The sequence below is a fragment of the Vulcanococcus limneticus LL genome (assembly GCF_002252705.1).
GTDB lineage: Bacteria > Cyanobacteriota > Cyanobacteriia > PCC-6307 > Cyanobiaceae > Vulcanococcus > Vulcanococcus limneticus.
Window position 1 is genome coordinate 1 of the sequence record NZ_NQLA01000031.1, and the last position, 18,183, is coordinate 18,183.

The following is an 18,183-nucleotide window of genomic DNA, read 5'->3' on the forward strand; positions in this document are numbered from 1 at the left end:
GGGGCGTACGCCCCTGGAGGCAGCTCAACAGGGAGTTGCAGCATGACCACATCCACCCACTCTCATAAGGACTGGACCGACAAAGGGGGTCACGTCACCGATCCCAAACAGGTCCCATGTTGCTGCAACGAATCCATTCGAGCTGTGCATCTCACCTGCTCCTTATATGACGCATCATGTCGACCGTTCAGCAGCGGCACCATCCGAGACCCAGATCCCACGGCATGGCAGCCGACCCTAAGCTCGTTCATCCGAGATAAGACACGACATGGGTCCCATCCTGTGTCGCATTCATGAGGACTAGGGTCCTTGCTTTCGATGCATCTCCTTGAGCAGCTGATAGGCCTCATTGAGGCGACGCATCGCATCGGCGGAGCCACCGGCATCGGGATGGTGGCGCTGGGCCTGGTCGCGATAGGCCTCGCGGATCTGAGCCAGGCTGAGCGGAACGTTGGGATCGGTGGGCAGCTCCAACAGGCGCAGGGCACCGTGCACGGTGAGGGTGTGATCGAGCACGTGGAACGAGGTGCCGCGCTTCTGGCGACTGCGGGCCCATTGCACGAACCGCGTGATCAGGGTCGGCACCCGCAGCGCCAGGGTGCTGCCACTGAAGGGGTCCTCCAGGATGCCGGCGGCGAGGATCACCCGCTCGAAGCTGGCTGGGCCCTCCTCCCACTGCGGGGCCATCGAGCCGAGGATCTGCTGGGCCAGGCTCCAGGTGAAGGGCCGGCCCTCACTCTGGTCGGAACGGGGCCAGATTTCCCGGGCCAGCCAGACCATCACCGCCTCCAAAGCCTGGCCATTGGCGGGCTGGCCATAGATCTCCAGCCAATGGCTCTGGCAGGCCAGGGCCGCCGCCGCCAGATGCTCGGCGCTGATCAGCGCCAGGCCCGGCTCACGCCCTTGGGGCTGCCGTGGTGGATGGAGGCTGCGCCGGATCTCCCTCCCCTGGCGCCTGACGAACCCGGGCAGGTCAATCCCTCCGCCGCTGCCAGCAGCGGCAGTGACGGTACGGCGCGAAGCCTTCTTCTCTGGGGTCTTATCCTGGACCAGCCCCTGGTCCCGCAGGGAGTCCAGAGCGGAATGAACGAGAACAATTGCTCCGGTCTCGTTCAGGTCCGAGTCGTGCGTGATCTGGGCCAGGGCGGTGGCATCGAGCCCGGTGGGCTCTCCAGAGGCAACGGCAGCATGGGCACTCGGTTGCTCGCTGAGGGATGACAGCAGGTCCAAGTCGTCCTCGTCGTCCTCCTCCACACCGTCGAAGAGCTGCTCCAGCAGTCGCTGCACGATGTGGCCGCGGTTGCGCAGACCCCACTCCGCCTTGAAGGCGTCGATGCGCTCCAGCAGGGATTCGCTCAGCTCCAGACTGATGCGACGTCGCGCCTCACCCTGACCGTCGCCCACCATGCCGCCCTGCGCGCGCCCGAGCCTATCGGCCCATCAGGCCTTTCATGAACACCTGTTGGTCATCCACCGCCTGCTGGTAGCGCTCCATCAGCAACTGACTCATGCGCACTGGAGCCAGGCTGGCCGGTGCCACCCCCATGACAACTCCATCGGGCGCGCCGAGGGAGCGGTTGATCAGGGGCATGGGTGGCAGGGGCTGGATCCAGGCCGGCATCAGCTGGGGGGGGCGCGGTCTTGGCACCGGCCTGCTGGCGGGAACAGCCGGCGCGGCAGGGGCCGCGTTGGCCGGACGGGCCACTGCTCGCCGCGGCGCCGGGGCAGGGCGTTGTGCGGCGCCACCCTCCTGGCCGGTGGCGATGGCTGGTGGGGCGGCAGCGGGGCGGGCACGACGCGCGGCGACGGCTTCGGCCCGTGCCACCTCGAGCTGCCTCTGGCGCTGCTGCAACTGGGCTAGCTGGGACGCGGGCACGACGCTGAGAAGATGGCCCGGGGTGGCATCCGCGGGGTATACCAGGCTCACCTTGAGACGGTTGTTCTGGCCCGGCTGAAGGTTGAGGGTGGCAATGGGCAGGCTCTCGCCGGAGCGCATGCCCACATGCACCTCCCGGTAGCCCTCATCGGTCTCGATGCCGATCGAACCCCGGAAGGCGGTGAACGTGCGGCCATTGGCCGTGGGGTGGCTGAACACCAGCTCGTAAGGGCCAGACCCCCGCAGGCCGAAGTCCAGATCAAAACGCACCCCATAGGTGCCCACGTTGTCGAGAGAGGAATCCAGCATGCGGCTGGCCAGCGGATTGACCTGGATCTCGCCGGTTCCGAAGTTGTGGCGGTTGGTGCTGGTCAGGGGTACGTGCAGCGGGCCCTGGGCCAGGTCGTGGTTGAGCTCGGCCTGGTAGGCATCGCCGATCGACACCCCCGCCACCCGCGAGAAGACCGTGCGGTTCTGGATTTCAGCAAGTCGGCTGAGGTAGATCCGGCCCGGAGCCAGCCGCCCCTGGTCAAGCACCGCCACGATATCGGCGTCGCTGCGGGGATCCTGCGCAGCCACCACGGCCATCTGGAAGGGGCCATCGCTGCGGCCGCGCAGCAGGCCATTGGCGATCCCCTTGGCGGGGAGCTGGGTGCTGAACAACACCAGGCGGCTGCGGGGCGGAATCACCACCGCGTCGGTGAGGCGGCGATCGAGCTGGCGCCGCAGCATCTGGATCGCCGTGGCATCGCCTGGGCCCGTGTTCCAGGGCCTGGGCCCGAGGGGCTTCACCCCCATCAGGTAATTCGGTAGGTAGGGCGCCTCAAAGCTGTTGCGCACAGCCCCCTGCTCAAAGCGCAGGGTCACAGGGCTGTCGCTGGGGTTGATCAGGATCGTGGCCAGGGTCAGCTCACCACGGCGAACCCCGCCGTAGCCCATGCGGCTGGTGTCTTGGGGGTTGTACTTGTGGTGCACGTGCAGGCCAAACTCGCCGTTGAACGTGTACGTGGCGTTGGCCAGGGACTGGTTGGTCTCGGCGGTGATGGCGCTGCCAGGGGCCGTGTTCACAAGGATGCCGGGACCAAGCACCTCCTCGGGCTGGTTGGAGTGGAGAACCGGCACGTTGTTGAAGCGGCCCTGCAGGGGCCTGGCCGTCTGACCGGCCATCAGCTCGACGTAGGCATGGGCCGGTTGGGCCGCAAGGGTGGCCCCAGCCACCACGGCGAGAGCCAGGGACCGGATGGGGGCGATGGAACCAGTTGCTCTCAAAATAGATACGGCGTCCTGGGATAGGGCCTTGTCGGCCTGGGCTTCCTGCTCCGGGCTGGAGATCCATGGGTTCGGTACCAGTTGAGACCATGGCGAGGCCCGTGGTTGGACCCCTGGTGGGTCCCGCGCAGGAAGGGGCGCAGGAACGGGCCAGTGGATGGGAGGAGGAGGGAGGGGTTGGCGATCGCGGTGAACGGGAGCTGACCGCTAGAACGTTTCAATCCTGAAGATTTTCCCATGCTTTCGCCATTCTTCTGCTGTGCCGATGGCGAAAGCGCTCAGCAGCAGCGCCGCCGCCACCAGGAACGCAAGCTTCAGGCCCTGAGCTTCTGGCGGGACGGCCTGGAACGTCAACTGGCCGCCATCAACGCCGCCATCAGCACGCTGCAGCGCCAGATGGAGCAGCCAGGCGACGCCTGAGCTGCTCCAGGCCCAGGCGTAGCTGCCGGTGCACGGTGCTCGGGCTCGTGTGCCAGCGCTGCGCCACCTGACGCAGGCTCTCCCCCTGCAGCACCACGGCCTTGATCGCCTGTTGGGGCCGTCCCACGAGCTGATCCAGCACCGCCAGGGCCTCGCACGCCCCCTCCGCGATGGGTTCGGGCTCAGCGGCCTCGGGCTCGCTGATCCGATCCAGGGGCACCAGCCGCACCCGCGCCGGGCACTGCTGCAGCCCCAGCCACTGCTGCTCGCTCAGGCCCAGGGCCTGGCGCAGCCGCTCCGCCGTCGGTCGGGGCTGGCCGCAAGCCGCCAGCGTCTGGCAGGCGCTGGCGAGGCGCCGCTCCAGCTCCTGGCGGCGGCGGGAGATGCGCACCAGGGGGGCGTGGTCCCGCAGGTAATGGAGGATCGCACCGCGGATGTGGGGCCGGGCGAAGGCCTCGAAGGGCACGCCCTGGCCGCCGCGGTACAGCTCCGCGGCCCGCAGCAGTCCCAGCAGGCCCACCTGGCTCAGGTCGTCGCGGGGTTCGGGGCTGACGCCGGCGTAGTGGATCGCGATCGGCTTCACCAGAGCGATGTAGCGCTCGACCCGCTGGTTGCGGCGTTGCAGGGCGCTGGAGGCGGCAGGGGCACGCCGCTGGCGCCAGGGACGGGCTTGGGGGCTGCCGGGCTGGGGATGGGGACGGTGCGACGCCATGGCGGATCAGGGTGAGACAGGGGATCGGAGCCCTTGGGCCCCTGTTCCACAAAGCCCTGAACGGCCCTCGCCCGGCCAGCGTGGAACCACGTGACCTACTGGAGGCCGACGCCTCAGCTCCCCTCCGGCTCGGCCACCGCCTGCAGCAGCGCCAGGGGTCCATGGCGCTCCAGCCAGGTCAGGTCGGAGTGCCCGGTGAGCAGCAGACAGCCCGCAAAGCCCAGGGCGTTGACGCTGAAGCCGGCCCAGTGCTCCTGGCGACGGCGGATGGTCAGGAACCAGTCGTCGTCGAACAGCAGGTTGTAGGGATGGCGCGGGGCGGGATCCTGACTGGGGCAGCCCAGGCCCAGGGCGGCGGCATGCTCGCGATAGAGCTGCAGCAGATCACCCGGGCCCGGGGCCGTCCCTTCAGCCCCTGCACCAGATTCGGCAGGACGGCGGCGGCTGAGGCGGTACTGCCAGGGCCAGCGCCCCTGGGAACCACCCAGCTGGGCCAAGAGGGCAGCGGCCAGCGGGCAGCTCGACTCACCGGCCTTGCGCGGCAGCAGCTGCAGGTGCCGGTGGGGTTGGCTGGCACCGGCGGCGGCGCAGCTGTTGAAAAACCACAGCCCCCCGGTGTCGCCGCTCACCTGCTGCACCGCGGCCCAGTCGTGGGGGTCGAGCCAGCCGGCCTGGGGCTGCCACTGCTGGGTGATCAGCAGCACATGGCCCTGCTGCACGGGGAACTTGTTCAGCAGCAGCAGATGGCGATCGGCCAGGCGGGTCACCTCCAGGCGCGGATCCCAGGGCAGAAAGGGATTGGGCCGGGGGCCGGAGCCGCGTAGGTGCTTGGGGGTGGCGGACACCAGCCGACGCACCAGAAAGGGCTCCCAGGCGCCTGGACTCACCAGCTCCGTGGCCAGGGGCACCAGGGCCCCATTGGCAAGGGCGGAGGCGCTGCGGGCGAGGGCTGCCTGCCAGTAGGTCTCGTGCCGTGGCGCCACGGCAGCTCAGCTCGGGCCGCCCTTGAGCCGGGCCAGGGAGGCCCCCGGGTAGTAGCGGCCCAGGATGGCGTTGTAGGGCTGGCCCTGGCTGGCGAGCGCCTGGGCGCCCTCCTGGCTCATGCTTGCCCCCAGGTGGCCGTGGGCCTCGGCGCTGATCTGGCTATTGGCCGCATAGAGGCTCTCGACGATGCCGCCCTGGTAGCTGAGGATGATCCCAGCGGTCTGGCGGGCAGCCTGGCGGGTGCGCTCGGTGCTGCTGGACAGCCCGTTGTAGGCCTGCCAGCGGGTGGTGTCCCCCAGGTGCCAGTGGGCACTGGCGGGGCGGGCCATGTGGGCCAGGGCATAGGAGCGGGCTGCCACCGCCTGGGCCTTGAGGGCCTCCAGGTTCCAGGAGCTGGGCATCTCCGACCCCACCACCGAGGCGATGTAGTCCTCCAGGGAGAGGTGGTTCACCAGCCGCAGGCGGCCGCCCTCGACCACCAGCCGCAGGCGGCCCGCGTAGGCCTTGCCGTTGACCAGCAGGGCCTGGCCCGCGCTGGTCTCCAGCCATGCCTCGCCGTCCACGCCGGCGCCGCCCGCATCGGGTGCCTGGCCGGCGCTGCCCTGCTGCAGCACCGCCCCATCGCGGCTGCGCAGCCACCAGGGGCCGGTGGCCCCCAGGCTGGGATTGCCGTCCTGGCGCAGCAGGGCCACGCGGATCTCCAGGTTCAGGGGGCTGCCCTGCGCCGGTTCCGCCAGGGAGAGGGTGCCGGCTCCCGCCGGGCCGGCCGCCTGGGCCCGCTGCGACTGGACACCGCGCAGGTCGTCCCGGGCGTCGTCAGCGACGACCCGCGGCGGTGGCGCCTCCAGCAGGGCCGCCAACATCGGTCCGCTGAGGGTGCTGCGCTGGGGCATCAGCCCCTGGGCGGCAAAGCCGATCACCAGGGCGCCCATGCCCATCGGGGCCCCCAGCAACACGGTGCGCACGTGCTGGCGGCGCCAGAGGCGGACAGGGTGGAGGTGGGCCAGCCGCTTCAGCCGCCGTGGCACACGGACCAGTCGCAGGGTCCCCAGGGGCCCCCTGCCGCGCCATTGCCAGCGTCCACGCGCCCATCCCATAGGAGGTGGCCTGTTCCGGTGAGCCGCACCAGCCCAGGGGCCGGCACTTCGCACTGCATTCCACCACGGCGCTGGGAACACTGCCATCCGACCACCCGCTCCCGCCCCAGCTGGACACACCACCAGGGGGCCACCAGGGCATGGGCCGAGCCCGTCACCGGATCCTCTGCGATCCCCAGGCCCGGTGCGAAGAAGCGCAGCTGGTAGTCAGCCCCATGGCCGAGAACGGCGGGCCGCTGGAGCGGGGACAGACCCGCCAGGCCCTGCATCAGCACCAGCCCCAGGCGATCCGGCCCCTGCAGCTGCTCCGCGACCCCCGCCAGAGCCGCCAGGGGAAAGCCGTCTGGCAGCAGAGCCACCCGATAGCCCAGGGCGGAACCCCAGTAGGCCAGGGGCTCCGCACCGAGCACCTCCGCCAGGTACGTGGGCGTCTGATGCACCGTGAGGCCGCCGCTGGGCAGTTCCAGGCTGACGCCAACGGGGCCGCCGTCAGGGCTCTGGCGGGGATGGAGCTGCACCCGCAGGCCACCGCTGCGGCTGTGGAGGGTCAGCTCCGCTCCCGGCGCCAGCTCCCCCCAGTGGCCCAGGGCCAGGGCCGCCGCCAGGGTGGCGTGGCCACACAGGGGCACCTCACAGCTGGGTGTGAACCAGCGCAGGGCCCAGGCGCCACCACCCAGGGGCAGCAGAAAGGCCGTCTCGGACTGGTTGAAGCTGGCGGCCAGGGCCTGCATCCAGCTCTCGGCGGCCGGCTGCTCCAGCCGCACCACCGCCGCGCCATTTCCCTGCAGCGGGCCCGCCGCGAAGGCCTCCACCAGCAGGGCCTGCAGTGGCGGTGGGGAGCCTGCGGCCTGAACAGGTGCGGGAGGGGCTCCCGAACTCATGACGGGCGTCCCGCGGTGTTGGCCCCCGCCTCTGAGGAGCCTGCGGCCAGCGCACTGGCCCCAGCACCCTGGAGCACCGGCAGGCCCTCCTCCTTGAGGTCACGCTCCATCAGGCGGCGCACGGCCTGGCGCGGCTCGGCCGTGCCCTCGATCAGGCCCAGCACCTCGGCGCTGATCGGCAGATGCCAGCCCCGCTCGCGGGCCAGGGCCGTCACAGCTGCCGCCGTGTTGGCCCCCTCCACGGTGGCCCCGATCCGGGCGATGGCCACCGCACTGGGCACACCCTCCGCCAGCAGCAGCCCGTAGCGGTAGTTGCGGCTCAGGGGGCTGTTGGCCGTCGCCAGCAGGTCGCCCAGGCCCGCCAGGCCGTAGAGGCTGCCGGGCTCACCGCCCAGCTCACCGATCACCAGCCCCATCTCCACCAGGGCGCGGCACAGCAGCGATGCCTTGGCGTTGGCCCCCAGCCCCAGGCCATCGCAGACCCCGGCCGCCACCGCCATCACGTTCTTGAGGGCCCCGGCCACCTCGGTGCCGGTGGGATCGCCGTTGGTGTAAAGCCGCAGCCGCTCCGAGCTGAGGGCATGCTGCAGCTGGCGCGCCAGGGGCCCGTGGTCGGAGGCGAGCACACTCGCGGCGGGCAACCCCTGGGCCAGTTCCGCAGCCAGGTTGGGACCGCTCAGCACCAGCCGTGGGATGGCGGAATTGCTGCGGGCCCAGAGCTGGGCAGGGGTGCAGCGCTGCTCCAGGTCGATGCCCTTGCTGCAGCTCACCAGCGGCAGGTCGGCGGGCCAGAGCGGTCCCAGCCGGACGGCCAGATCGCGCACCCCCGCCATGGCCACTGCCACCAGCACAAGGTCCTGGCCCTGGAGCACGGCGGCCGGATCGCCGCCCCGGCTGCGGGTCCAGCCCTGCACCGCATGGCCCTGGTCGCTGAACAGCCGGGCCAGGGTCCCGCCCCAGGCACCCAGTCCCAGCACGCCGATCTTCAGGCCCATCGCGCCATCATGCGCCATGGACGGCGCCGGCCAGAGGCCCCGGATCCGCGCTCCGGCTCAGCCCTCGGCGGCATGGGCCTGGAGCACCTCCAGGGGAATCACCTCCAGGGTGCTCTGCTCGCAGGCGTCGAGGCGCACGGCCGGGGGTACCCCGTCCTCGTAGGCCTCAAGCCAGCGCTGGGCGCACACGCACCAGTGGTCGCCGGGCCTGAGGCCCGGGAAGCCGTAGGCGGGGGCAGGGGTGCTGAGGTCGTTGCCCTGGGCGCGGGTGTAGCTGAGGAAGCGCTCATCCACCACGCAGCAGACCGTGTGGCGGCCCAGGTCAGCGCCGTTGGTGCGGCAGCTGCCATCCCGGAACCAGCCGGTCATGGGCTCACAGCTGCAAAGGTGCAGCGGAGCGCCGAGCACGTTGAGGGCCTGGTCAGCGGTCGGGGTTGGGGTCACGGCGATCCGGTGCAGGGGCGCGTTCAGGAGGGTCCCACGCAGCCGAGTCTGGCGAAGGAGTGGCACAAAATGCGGCCGGGGAGTTGACGGAATCGGGGGGGAGCGCGTTAAAGGTCATTCACCGCCGACCCCCCTACATGAGCTGGGACTTCACCGAAGACGCCGCCTTCCTGGCGCTGTGCGACGCCTTCAAGGAGAGCGGTGAAACCTCGGCCATCGAATTCCTGGCCAACGGCGAGGGCGCGTTCCACTTCCAGGAACTCACCCAGAACGCAGCCGGCGAGGGCCTCGATCTCAGCGACTCCGACGACCTCGAGGAGTTCCAGCAGGAGGTGCTGGAGACCCTGGAGGCCATCTGCAGCTGAGCGGATGGGTGGCCGCGGTGCGGCCGTCGGCGATCGGGGCCACCTGCCGCCCCGGCCTTGAGGCGGGAGAGCCCTCAGCCACCTGAGGGCCTCAGCCCTCGACGTCAGCCGTAGAAGAAAGCGATCTCCTTGTCCTTGAGCCCCTCCCAGCCAGCGGCCTTGAGGCGGGCATCGAGGCTGGCCTGGTCGAGGTGCTTGGAGCCGGTCTTGACGATGCGGTTGCGCATCGACTTCTTGACGCCGCTGCGGGCCCGCTGGCTCTCCAGCTCCATCACCTCGTTGTAGAGGGCAAGCATCTCGGGGGGAATCGGGGTGCCGTCGAGGTCGAGACCTGCGGCAATGGCGTCATCGACGCCGCCGGGACCGGCAATGGCCATGGGAGAAAATCTGGGCCGGCCCAGGCTGCCACGGACGCCACGGCCAAGGGCTGACAGGCGGCGATCGGATTGGCCTCAGGCGCTCAGTTCAGCGCAAGCTCCGCATCAGGCCGAGAAGTAGCGGGCCTGGCTGTGCAGGGCCACCAGGGCTGTGGTGCTCTGCTCGGGCTCCAGCTGGTCGCTTTCATCCATCGTGAGGCCGATGCGCTCGGCGCCGAGCCAGGCAAGCTGCTGGCGCGAGTCGGCCACATTGGGGCAGGCGGGATAGCCGAAGGAGTAGCGGCTGCCGCGGTAGCGCTGGGCCAGCACGTCCCGCAGCGGCATGGCCGCCGGATCGGCAAAGCCCAGCTCGCGGCGGATGCGGGCGTGAATCCACTCCGCCAGAGCCTCGGCCATCTGCACCCCCAGGCCGTGGAAGTAGAGGTAGTCGCTGTACTGATCGGCCTGGAACAGCTCGCGGGCGAAGGCACTGGCCTTCTCGCCCATGGTGACCGCCTGCATCGGCAGCACGTCGGTGGGCTGGAGCCGTCCCTCGCCATCGAAACGGGCATCGCGGTAGAAGTCGGCGATGCAGTAGCGGTTACCGGAGCGCTGGCGCGGCAGGGCGAAGCGGCCCAGCTCGGCGGCGGAGCCGGAAGCCTGGGCCGCAGCGATGGGCTCACCAGGGGGGAAACCGGTGGGATCGAACACCACCAGGGCGTTGCCATCACGCCCGCTGGGGTAGTAGCCGTAGGCCAGCCGCGGGGTGAGCAGCTGCTCCGCCAGGCAGCGGTCCATCCACTGCTGCAGCACCGGCTCGGCCTTCTCCGCCAGCATCGCCTCATAGTCGTCTCGCGACTGGCCCTGCGCCTTGCGCAGCTGCCACTGGCCGGCAAACAGGGCGTTGCGATCCAGGTAGGCGAACACCTCCGCCAGCGGGATCTGGGATTCATCCAGCACCTGGCTGCCCCAGAAGGGCGGCACCAAGGCCGGCTCCTCCGGCACGGCCTCGGAGCGGTGGTCGTTGGGCCCCGCGGCGACGGCTGGGGCATCGGCATCGGAACGGGAGCTGGCCCCGGGAGCCGTTCCGGCTGGATCCCCGACCTGCTCGCCGGCAGCTTCCTCCGCCGGTGCGACATCGAGCCCCAGGCCTTCGGGGGCTCCGGCGAGGAAGCCCGCCCCGTTGTCCCAGGTTCCCGCGTCCCGGGCCGCCACGTAGGCGTCCATGAAGCGCAGATCGGCGAAGGCATCACGGCCGTAGATCACCTGGCCGCGGTACACCGACCGGCAGTCCTTGTTGACGAACCGCGGTGTGAGGGCGGCGCCGCCGAGGATCACCGGCACGCTGATGCCGGCTGCGTTGAAGGCCTCGAGGTTGTCCTTCATGAAGGCCGTGGATTTCACCAGCAGACCGCTCATGGCGATGCAGTCGGCGTTGTGCTGGCGCTGGGCCTCGATGATCGCCTCCACCGGCTGTTTGATGCCGAGGTTGATCACCTCGTAGCCGTTGTTGGTGAGGATGATGTCCACCAGGTTCTTACCGATGTCATGCACATCGCCCTTCACCGTGGCGATCAGGAATTTGGCCTTGGCACTGCGCTGGCCAGCTTCGGCGCCCTCCAGCTTGTCCATCAGTGGCTCCAGGAACGCCACCGCCGCCTTCATCGTTTCGGCACTCTGCAGCACAAAGGGCAGCTGCATCTGACCGCTGCCAAACAGCTCCCCCACCACCTTCATGCCATCGAGCAGAAAGGTGTTGATGATCTGCAGAGGCTGGTAGGTCTCCAAGGCCAGCTTGAGTGCGTCTTCGAGGCCGATGCGCTCGCCGTCGATGATGTGCTGCTTGAGCCGATCCTCGATCGGCAGATCCGAGAGCTGGGGGCCTGAGGCGCGGGCCTCCTTGGCGCTCACCCCCTCGAACAGCTTGGTGAGTTCGGTGAGGGGGTCGTAGATGCAGACGCCGTTCTCAAACCGGCGGCGGTCGTCAATCAGATCGCGGCACATCTGCTGGTGCTCCTCGCTGATCTTGGCCAGGGGCAGGATCTTGGCCGGGCTGACGATGGCCGCATCCATGCCGGCCGCGCAGCAGTCGTGCAGGAACACCGAATTGAGCACGATGCGGGCCGCCGGCGAGAGGCCGAAGCTCACGTTGCTCACGCCGAGCACCACGTGCACGCCCGGCAGATCAGCGCGAATCCGACGGATCGCCTCCACAGTGGCCAGGCCGTTTTCGCGGTCTTCCTCGATGCCGGTGGAGATCGGCAGGGCCAGGGGGTCGTAGAAGATCTCGTGGGCCGGGATGCCGAACTCCAGGGCATCGCGGTAGGCCCGCTGGGCGATGGCGAACTTGCGTTCCGCCGTGCGGGCCATGCCCTCCTCGTCGATGGTACCCACCACCACACCGGCGCCATAGGCCTTGGCCAGCTCCAGCACCTTGAAGAAGCGCTCGTCGCCGTCTTCGTAGTTGGTGGAGTTGAGAATGCACTTACCGCCGGCCACTTTCAGGCCGGCCTCCATCTTCTGCCACTCGGTGGAGTCGAGCATCAGCGGCAGGTTCACATTCGTGACCAGCCGGCTCACCAACTCACGCATGTCGCGCTCGCCGTCGCGCCCCACATAATCGACGTTGACGTCGAGCACATGGGCGTTCTCCTTCACCTGGCCGCGGGCCACGGCCACCAGGCCGTCCCAGTCTTCTTCGGCGAGCAGCTCGCGCACCTTCTTGGAGCCGCTGGCGTTGAGGCGCTCGCCGATGATCAGGAAGGAGTTGTCCTGCAGATAGGGCGTGGTGCCGTAGATCGAGGCGGCGGCTGGCTCATAGGCCAGGGCCGGGCGTGGATCCTCAATGCTTGCCCGTAGCTCCGGTGTGCGCACGCGGCGCTCGGCAGGCTTCATCTCCGCCGCCAGCTCCGCGAGGGCGCCGATGTGGGCCGGCGTGGTGCCGCAGCAGCCGCCGATCACCTGCACCCCCAGGTCCTCCACGAAGTGCAGCAGCTGCATCTTCATCTCCAGCGGCGTGAGCCGGTAGTGGGCCACCCCGCCGATGTTCTCCGGCAGACCCGCATTGGGGATGCAGCTCACCACAAACGGGCTGTGCTCGCTCAGGTAGCGGACGTGCTCCTTCATCTGCTCTGGCCCGGTGGCGCAGTTGAGGCCGAGCACATCGATCGGGAACGGCTCGAGGATCGCCACCACCGCGGCGATGTCCGAGCCCACCAGCATCGTGCCGGTGGTCTCCATGGTCACGCTCACCATCAGCGGCCGGCGCTGGCCAGTCGTGGCGAAGGCCTGCTCGATGCCCTGCAGCGCCGCCTTGATCTGCAGCACGTCCTGGCAGGTTTCGACGATGAACAGGTCCACGTCGCCGGCGAGCAGGCCCTCGGCCTGCTCGGCGAAGGAGTCGCGCAGCTCATCGAAGCCCACGTGGCCCAGGGTGGGCAGCTTGGTGGTGGGGCCCATGGAGCCCGCCACGAAGCGGGGCTTCTCGGGGGTGCTGTAGGCATCCGCCATCTCCCGCGCCAGCTCGGCGGCCCGCTGGTTGATGGCGAATGCCTGGTCCTGCAGGTCGTATTCCGCCAGCACGATCGAGGCCGCCCCGAAGGTGTCGGTCTCAATCACATCGGCACCCACCTCCAGGAACTGGCGGTGCACCGCCTGCACCGCATCGGGGCGGGTGAACACCAGGTTTTCGTTGCAGCCCTCCAGGGCCGGACCGCCGAAATCCTCGGCAGTCAGGTTCATCTGCTGGAGCGAGGTCCCCGTGGCACCGTCGAACACCAGCACCGGCCGCTCGGGGCTGTGCAGCCGCTCCAGGAAACCGACCCGCGTCGGCCGCTCCCGGGCCGCTGCCGCGGCGGCCGGTGCGCTGTTGGCCTGGTCACCAGGGGAGCTGCCACTGGTGAGCGGACCCCTTGGGGCGGCGGGGGTGCAGGTCATCAGCCGTCCAGACGCACGCGGGTGACCCAGTGGTCATAGGCGGGATCGCGGCCCTCCGTGATCGCGGTGAGGCGCTCACGCAGCCGTTCCATCAGCGGACGCTGGGCAGGCAGGTCCGTGCTCTCCACCCGGCGCACCGGCGTGACCTTGGCGGCTGTGCCGCTCAGGAACACCTCATCGGCCACGAACAGCTCGCTCTTGTCCACGGCTCGCTCGATCACCTCAACCCCCATGGCCTTGGCCAGCTCGATCACGCTGGCGCGGGTGATCCCCTCGAGGATGTCCTGGTCCACGCCGGGGGTGATCAGCACGCCGTCGCGCACGATGAACAGGTTCATGCCACTGGCCTCGCTCACCTTGCCGCGGCTGTTCATCAGAATGGCCTCGTCAAAGCCGCTCTTCACCGCTTCGGTCTTGGCCAGGGAGCTGGTGATGTAGGCGCCGCTGATCTTGCCTCGCAGCGGCAGGGAACGGTCCTCCTGGCGGGTCCAGGAGCTGATGCGGCAGCTCACGCCTTCGGGGGAGAGATAGTCGCCCAGCTCGAGGCCGTAGATCAGGAAGTCGGTCTCGATGTTGTGCAGCCGCGGCGCGATGCCCAGGTCACTGGTCCAGACGAACGGGCGCAGATACACTGGACAGGTGGGTTTGTTGGCCCGAAGGAATGCCTCGATGGCGCTGTGAATCGTGTCTTCGCTCAGCTCGGTGAGCAGTAGCCGTGCGCTCTGGCTCAGGCGGCGCGCGTGGCGATCAGCACGGAACAGCAGGATCTCGTTGGGATCAGCCGGATTGGGCAGGGCCCGCATGCCCCCGAAGGCGCCGGTGCCGTAGTGCAGGGCGTGGGTCGCCACCGAGATGGTGGCGTCTTCAAACAGCACGCACTTGCCGTCGAACCAGGCATAGGGCAGGAACTGATGCATGGGGTAGGCGGGCGGAGTGCGGTGCGGGGGCGGAACGGGCGGCCGGAGCGGCCACGAATGGCACCGATCTTCTCACCGACGCCCCCACGCCGACCCCCAGGATGGGGCGATGCATCGGCTCGCGGCGATTCCCGGCAGCACCAGCCCCCTGGAGGGGCCCAGCTTCGTGGAGCAGCCCAGCGCTCCCCTGGTGGTGCTCAGCAGCGCGGATACAGACCTCAGTGGCCTGGCGGCCCTGCTGGCGGCGCGGCCCGAGCTGCCGGAGCTGCGGGGTTTGAACCTGGCCGCCCTCGAGCACCCGGCCGTGCTCGACCACTACCTGCGCACCAGCCTGGGTCAGACCCGGGTCGTGCTGGTGCGTCTGCTCGGGGGCCGGGGCCACTGGAGCTACGGCCTGGAGCAGCTTCGCGCCTGGGCGGCAGCACCGGGGCGGGAGCTGGTGGTGACGGCCGGCACGGCCGAGGAGGAGCAGGCCCTGGCGGAGCTGGGGTCGGTGGAACCGGAGCTGGCGATCGCCCTGGGGCAGTGCCTGCGCGAGGGGGGCGAGGCCAACCTGCTGGCCGTGGTCACCGCCCTGGCGACCCTGGCGGGCGGTGGGCAGCCGGCAGCTCCGGCCGTGCAGCCCAGCCCCGATCCCTTGCCGTTCGACTGGCGCGACGAGCCCGGAGATCGGGTGGGGGTGATCCTGTACCGGGCCCTGCGCCAGGCAGGCGACCTGGCCCTGGCCGAGGCGATCCTGGCGGCCCTGCGCCAGCGGGGTCTCTGCCCGCGGGCCCTGTGGGTGAGCGGCCTGCGCGAGGGGGGCGTGCAGCGCGGCGTGGCCGACCTGCTGGGCCGTGAGCGGGTGCAGGTGGTGCTCTGCACCACGTCGTTCGCCTCGGTGCAGTTCGAGGAGGCGGGGCTGGGGGCACCGCTGTGGGAGGCCCTGGATGTGCCGGTGCTGCAGGTGCTCTGCAGCACCCAGGGACGCGGGGCCTGGGCGCAGAGCTCCATCGGCCTGGCGCCCCTTGATCTCACCCTGCAGGTGGCCCTGCCCGAGCTGGATGGGCGCATCACCACCCGGGTGGGGGCCTTCAAGGAGCTGGCCGGCTCCGATGGCCGGCTGGCCACGGGCCTGCACCGCTACGAGCCCGACCGGGAGCGGCTGGAGTGGATCGCCAAGCTGGCCGAGGGCTGGGCGGACCTGCGACGCACCCCGGCGCCGCAGCGGCGCCTGGCCCTGGTGCTGGCCAACTACCCCACCCGCAACGCCCGACTGGCCAACGGCGTGGGCCTCGATACCCCCGCCAGCGCTGCGGCAATGCTGGGCTGGCTGGCCGAAGCGGGCTACGACCTGGGCGAGGAGGGCCTACCGGCCACGGGCGATGCCCTGATCCAGCGCCTGCTGGCGGGCCGCACCAACGACCCGGAGAGCCACCATCGCCCGCCCCTGGCCCACCTGCCCCTGGCCGACTACGAGCGCTGGTATGGGGAACTGCCGGAGGCCGGCCGGGAGCGGCTGGAGGCCCGCTGGGGCCCACCCGCGGCGGATCCCAGCCTGGCCGCCGCGGGCTTCCCGATCCAGGGCCTGCGCTTCGGACGGGTGTGCCTGCTGATCCAGCCCGAGCGCGGCTACGACCGCGACCCGAGCCTCAGTTACCACTGTCCCGACCTGCCACCACCCCACGCCTATCTGGCCCAGTACCTGTGGCTGCGTGAGCAGGCGGGGGTGCAGCTGGTGTGCCATGTGGGCAAGCACGGCAACCTCGAATGGCTCCCGGGCAAGGGCCTGGGCCTCTCGGCCCAGTGCTACCCGGAGTGGGCCCTGGGCCCGATGCCCCACGTCTACCCCTTCATCGTCAACGACCCGGGCGAGGGTTCCCAGGCCAAGCGCCGCGCCCAGGCGGTGATCCTCGATCACCTCACCCCGCCCCTGGGCCGCGCCGGCCTGCACGGCGACCTGCGGGAGCTGGAGGCCCTGATCGACGAGTACTGGGAGGCCAGCCAGCTGGGCAGTGAGCGGGCCGAGATCCTGCGGCAGCAGGTGCTGACGCGTCTGGCGGAACTGGAGTTGCCGGTGGGGACCAGTCGCGGCGGGGCAGAGGCCGGCGATGGCGCCGGGGCCGCCGGGCCCAGGCCAACCCCCCAGCAGGACGGTGAGCTGCGGCTGGAGGCGGCCGACGGCTACCTGTGCGAGCTGAAGGAGGCCCAGATCCGCACCGGGCTGCACACCTTCGGCCACCTGCCCGGGCCCGGCGCCCTGGCGGAGCTGCTGCTCTGCCTGGCCCGCCCGCCCGTGGCGGCAGGGGCCGGCATCACCCAGGCCCTGGCGGCGGACCTGGGCCTGGACTTCGACCCGTGGGCCGAGGCCGAGGAGAGCCCCCTGGCCAGCGCCGACCGCCAGCGTCTGGCGAGCCTGGGCTGCGTGGCCGCTCGCCATGTGGGGGACGGCATCGCCTGGCTGGAGGAGCGGGCACTGGAGCTGATGGTGGAGCTGCTGGAGCCAGGCCAGACCCCCGGCCCTACGCCAGTGGTGCCGGAGGCTCAGGGCCTGGTTCAGGGGGCCCAGCGCCTCGGGTCAGGCAGCCACAGCCCCGGCCCGGCGACTGCGGCCGTTCTCGAGCGCCTGCGGGGACAGTTGGTGCCGGACCTGCTGCGCTGTGGCGAGGCCGAGCGCCAGGGCTTCCTCAAGGCGGTGGCCGGGGGCCGCATCGCCGCCGGCCCCTCCGGCGCCCCCACCCGCGGCCGCCCGGACCTGCTGCCAACGGGCCGCAACTTCTACAGCGTCGACCTGCGCGGCCTGCCCAGTGAAGCCGCCTGGGACCTGGGACGCCGCAGCGCCGAGCTGCTGCTGGAACTGCACCTGCAGGAGGAGGGCGAACCCCTGCTTCGCCTGGCCCTTTCGGTGTGGGGCACGGCCACCATGCGCAACGGCGGCGAGGACATCGCCCAGGCCCTGGCGCTGATGGGGGTAAGACCCGTCTGGGATGGGCCCACACGCCGCCTGGTGGACCTGGAGCTGATCCCGCTGTCGGAACTGGGCCGGCCCCGGGTGGATGTGACCCTGCGCATCTCCGGCCTGTTCCGCGATGCCTTCCCCCAGCTGGTGAGCTGGGTGAACCGGGCCACCGCCCTGGTGGCCGCCCAGGAGGAGCCGGAGGCGGACAACCCCCTGGCCGCCGCCGCCCGCCGCGACGGCCACGCCGGCCGGGTCTACGGCTCGGCGCCCGGCGCCTATGGCGCCGGCCTGCAGGGGCTGATCGACAGCGGCCAGTGGGAGCAGCGCCGCGACCTGGGCGAGGCCTTTCTGAACTGGAGCGGCTGGCGCTACGACAGCCCAACGGCGGACCAGCGCTGCGAGGGGGTGGCCGACCGCCCGGGCCTGGAGCAGCGGTTGCAGGCGGTGCAGGTGGTGCTGCACAACCAGGACAACCGCGAGCACGACCTGCTCGACTCCGACGACTACTACCAGTTCCAGGGGGGCCTGAGCGCGGCCACCGTGGCGGTGCGCGGCACCGCTCCGGCCCTCTGGTTCGGCGACCACTCCCGCTCGCAGCGGCCCCGGCTGCACCGGATCGAGCGGGAGTTCGACAAGGTGATCCGCTCGCGCTTGCTCAACCCCCGCTGGATCGAGGCGATGCAGCGCCATGGCTACAAGGGCGGCTTCGAGATGGCCGCCAGCCTCGACTACCTGTTCGCCTACGACGCCAGCAGTGGCCGCGTGCCGGACTGGAGTTACGGCGCCCTCAGCGACCGCTGGCTGGCCGATTCCACCGTGGTCGACTTCCTGCGCCGCGCCAACCCCTGGGCACTGCGGGACATGGCCGAGCGGCTGCTGGAGGCGCACCACCGTGGCCTCTGGGCCACGGCAGAGCGGGACCAGCTGGAGCGGCTACGAGAGCTGGTCCTGGAGGCCGAGGCCCTGGTGGAGGGGGCTGCAGGGCCCTGATCG

Annotated in this window: 14 protein-coding genes; 3 read left to right on the plus strand and 11 right to left on the minus strand. The window is 70.5% G+C overall.

The features are described from left to right. Positions 1 to 300: 300 nt before the first annotated feature. The gene (locus CJZ98_RS12050) at positions 301 to 1,407 is read right to left on the minus strand and encodes a J domain-containing protein (protein WP_094591384.1); all 1,107 of its coding nucleotides are present in this window, start codon (positions 1,405 to 1,407) and stop codon (positions 301 to 303) included. A gap of 22 nt (positions 1,408 to 1,429) precedes the next feature. Then, positions 1,430 to 3,043, minus strand: coding sequence for a DUF3370 family protein (locus tag CJZ98_RS12055; protein ID WP_094591407.1), 1,614 nt, complete (start codon positions 3,041 to 3,043; stop codon positions 1,430 to 1,432). Positions 3,044 to 3,382: 339 nt separating this feature from the next. Here CJZ98_RS12055 and CJZ98_RS12060 point away from each other — a divergent pair, with 339 nt between their 5' ends. Continuing rightward, a complete protein-coding gene (locus CJZ98_RS12060) occupies positions 3,383 to 3,565 on the plus strand; it encodes a sigma factor SigF (RefSeq protein ID WP_094591385.1) in 183 nt (60 codons plus the stop codon). Here CJZ98_RS12060 and CJZ98_RS12065 read toward each other — a convergent pair. From CJZ98_RS12065 to CJZ98_RS12090, 6 genes are all read right to left on the minus strand, one after another. Then, complete coding sequence (locus tag CJZ98_RS12065) at positions 3,522 to 4,277, minus strand: sigma-70 family RNA polymerase sigma factor (protein WP_094591386.1); 756 nt, start codon at positions 4,275 to 4,277, stop codon at positions 3,522 to 3,524. The genes CJZ98_RS12060 and CJZ98_RS12065 overlap by 44 nt on opposite strands. A gap of 113 nt (positions 4,278 to 4,390) precedes the next feature. Beyond that, positions 4,391 to 5,260, minus strand: a complete 870-nt coding sequence (locus CJZ98_RS12070) for an ATP adenylyltransferase family protein (RefSeq protein WP_094591387.1) — start codon at positions 5,258 to 5,260, stop codon at positions 4,391 to 4,393. 6 nt (positions 5,261 to 5,266) lie between these two features. Further along, on the minus strand, positions 5,267 to 6,289 hold the full coding sequence (locus tag CJZ98_RS12075; RefSeq protein ID WP_232756435.1) for a SpoIID/LytB domain-containing protein: 1,023 nt from the start codon (positions 6,287 to 6,289) through the stop codon (positions 5,267 to 5,269). Continuing rightward, positions 6,274 to 7,239, minus strand: a complete 966-nt coding sequence (locus tag CJZ98_RS12080; RefSeq protein ID WP_094591388.1) for a PhzF family phenazine biosynthesis protein — start codon at positions 7,237 to 7,239, stop codon at positions 6,274 to 6,276. Before CJZ98_RS12080 ends, CJZ98_RS12075 begins: the two co-directional genes overlap by 16 nt. Continuing rightward, entirely contained in the window at positions 7,236 to 8,252 is a 1,017-nt protein-coding gene (locus CJZ98_RS12085; RefSeq protein ID WP_232756436.1) for an NAD(P)H-dependent glycerol-3-phosphate dehydrogenase, read from the minus strand. Before CJZ98_RS12085 ends, CJZ98_RS12080 begins: the two co-directional genes overlap by 4 nt. 39 nt (positions 8,253 to 8,291) lie before the next feature. Then, positions 8,292 to 8,678 carry a DUF2237 family protein gene (locus CJZ98_RS12090; RefSeq protein ID WP_390902066.1) on the minus strand — a complete coding sequence of 129 codons (387 nt, stop codon included), beginning with the start codon at positions 8,676 to 8,678 and terminating at the stop codon, positions 8,292 to 8,294. A gap of 137 nt (positions 8,679 to 8,815) precedes the next feature. On the opposite strand from CJZ98_RS12090, the gene CJZ98_RS12095 reads away from it, so the two are divergent. Then, entirely contained in the window at positions 8,816 to 9,043 is a 228-nt protein-coding gene (locus CJZ98_RS12095; protein WP_094591389.1) for a hypothetical protein, read from the plus strand. Positions 9,044 to 9,147: 104 nt separating this feature from the next. Here the strand turns inward: CJZ98_RS12095 and CJZ98_RS12100 are convergent, their stop codons facing one another. From CJZ98_RS12100 to CJZ98_RS12110, 3 genes are all read right to left on the minus strand, one after another. Beyond that, the gene (locus tag CJZ98_RS12100) at positions 9,148 to 9,420 is read right to left on the minus strand and encodes a small RNA NsiR4-regulated ssr1528 family protein (RefSeq protein ID WP_094591390.1); all 273 of its coding nucleotides are present in this window, start codon (positions 9,418 to 9,420) and stop codon (positions 9,148 to 9,150) included. 105 nt (positions 9,421 to 9,525) lie between these two features. Next, positions 9,526 to 13,140, minus strand: a complete 3,615-nt coding sequence (metH, locus tag CJZ98_RS12105) for a methionine synthase (RefSeq protein ID WP_390625525.1) — start codon at positions 13,138 to 13,140, stop codon at positions 9,526 to 9,528. 194 nt (positions 13,141 to 13,334) lie between these two features. After that, on the minus strand, positions 13,335 to 14,252 hold the full coding sequence (locus tag CJZ98_RS12110; protein WP_094591392.1) for a branched-chain amino acid transaminase: 918 nt from the start codon (positions 14,250 to 14,252) through the stop codon (positions 13,335 to 13,337). A gap of 109 nt (positions 14,253 to 14,361) precedes the next feature. On the opposite strand from CJZ98_RS12110, the gene cobN reads away from it, so the two are divergent. Continuing rightward, positions 14,362 to 18,180 (plus strand): cobaltochelatase subunit CobN, encoded by a 3,819-nt coding sequence (gene cobN / locus CJZ98_RS12115; RefSeq protein ID WP_094591393.1) that lies wholly within the window; start codon positions 14,362 to 14,364, stop codon positions 18,178 to 18,180. The last annotated feature ends 3 nt before the right edge of the window (positions 18,181 to 18,183 follow it).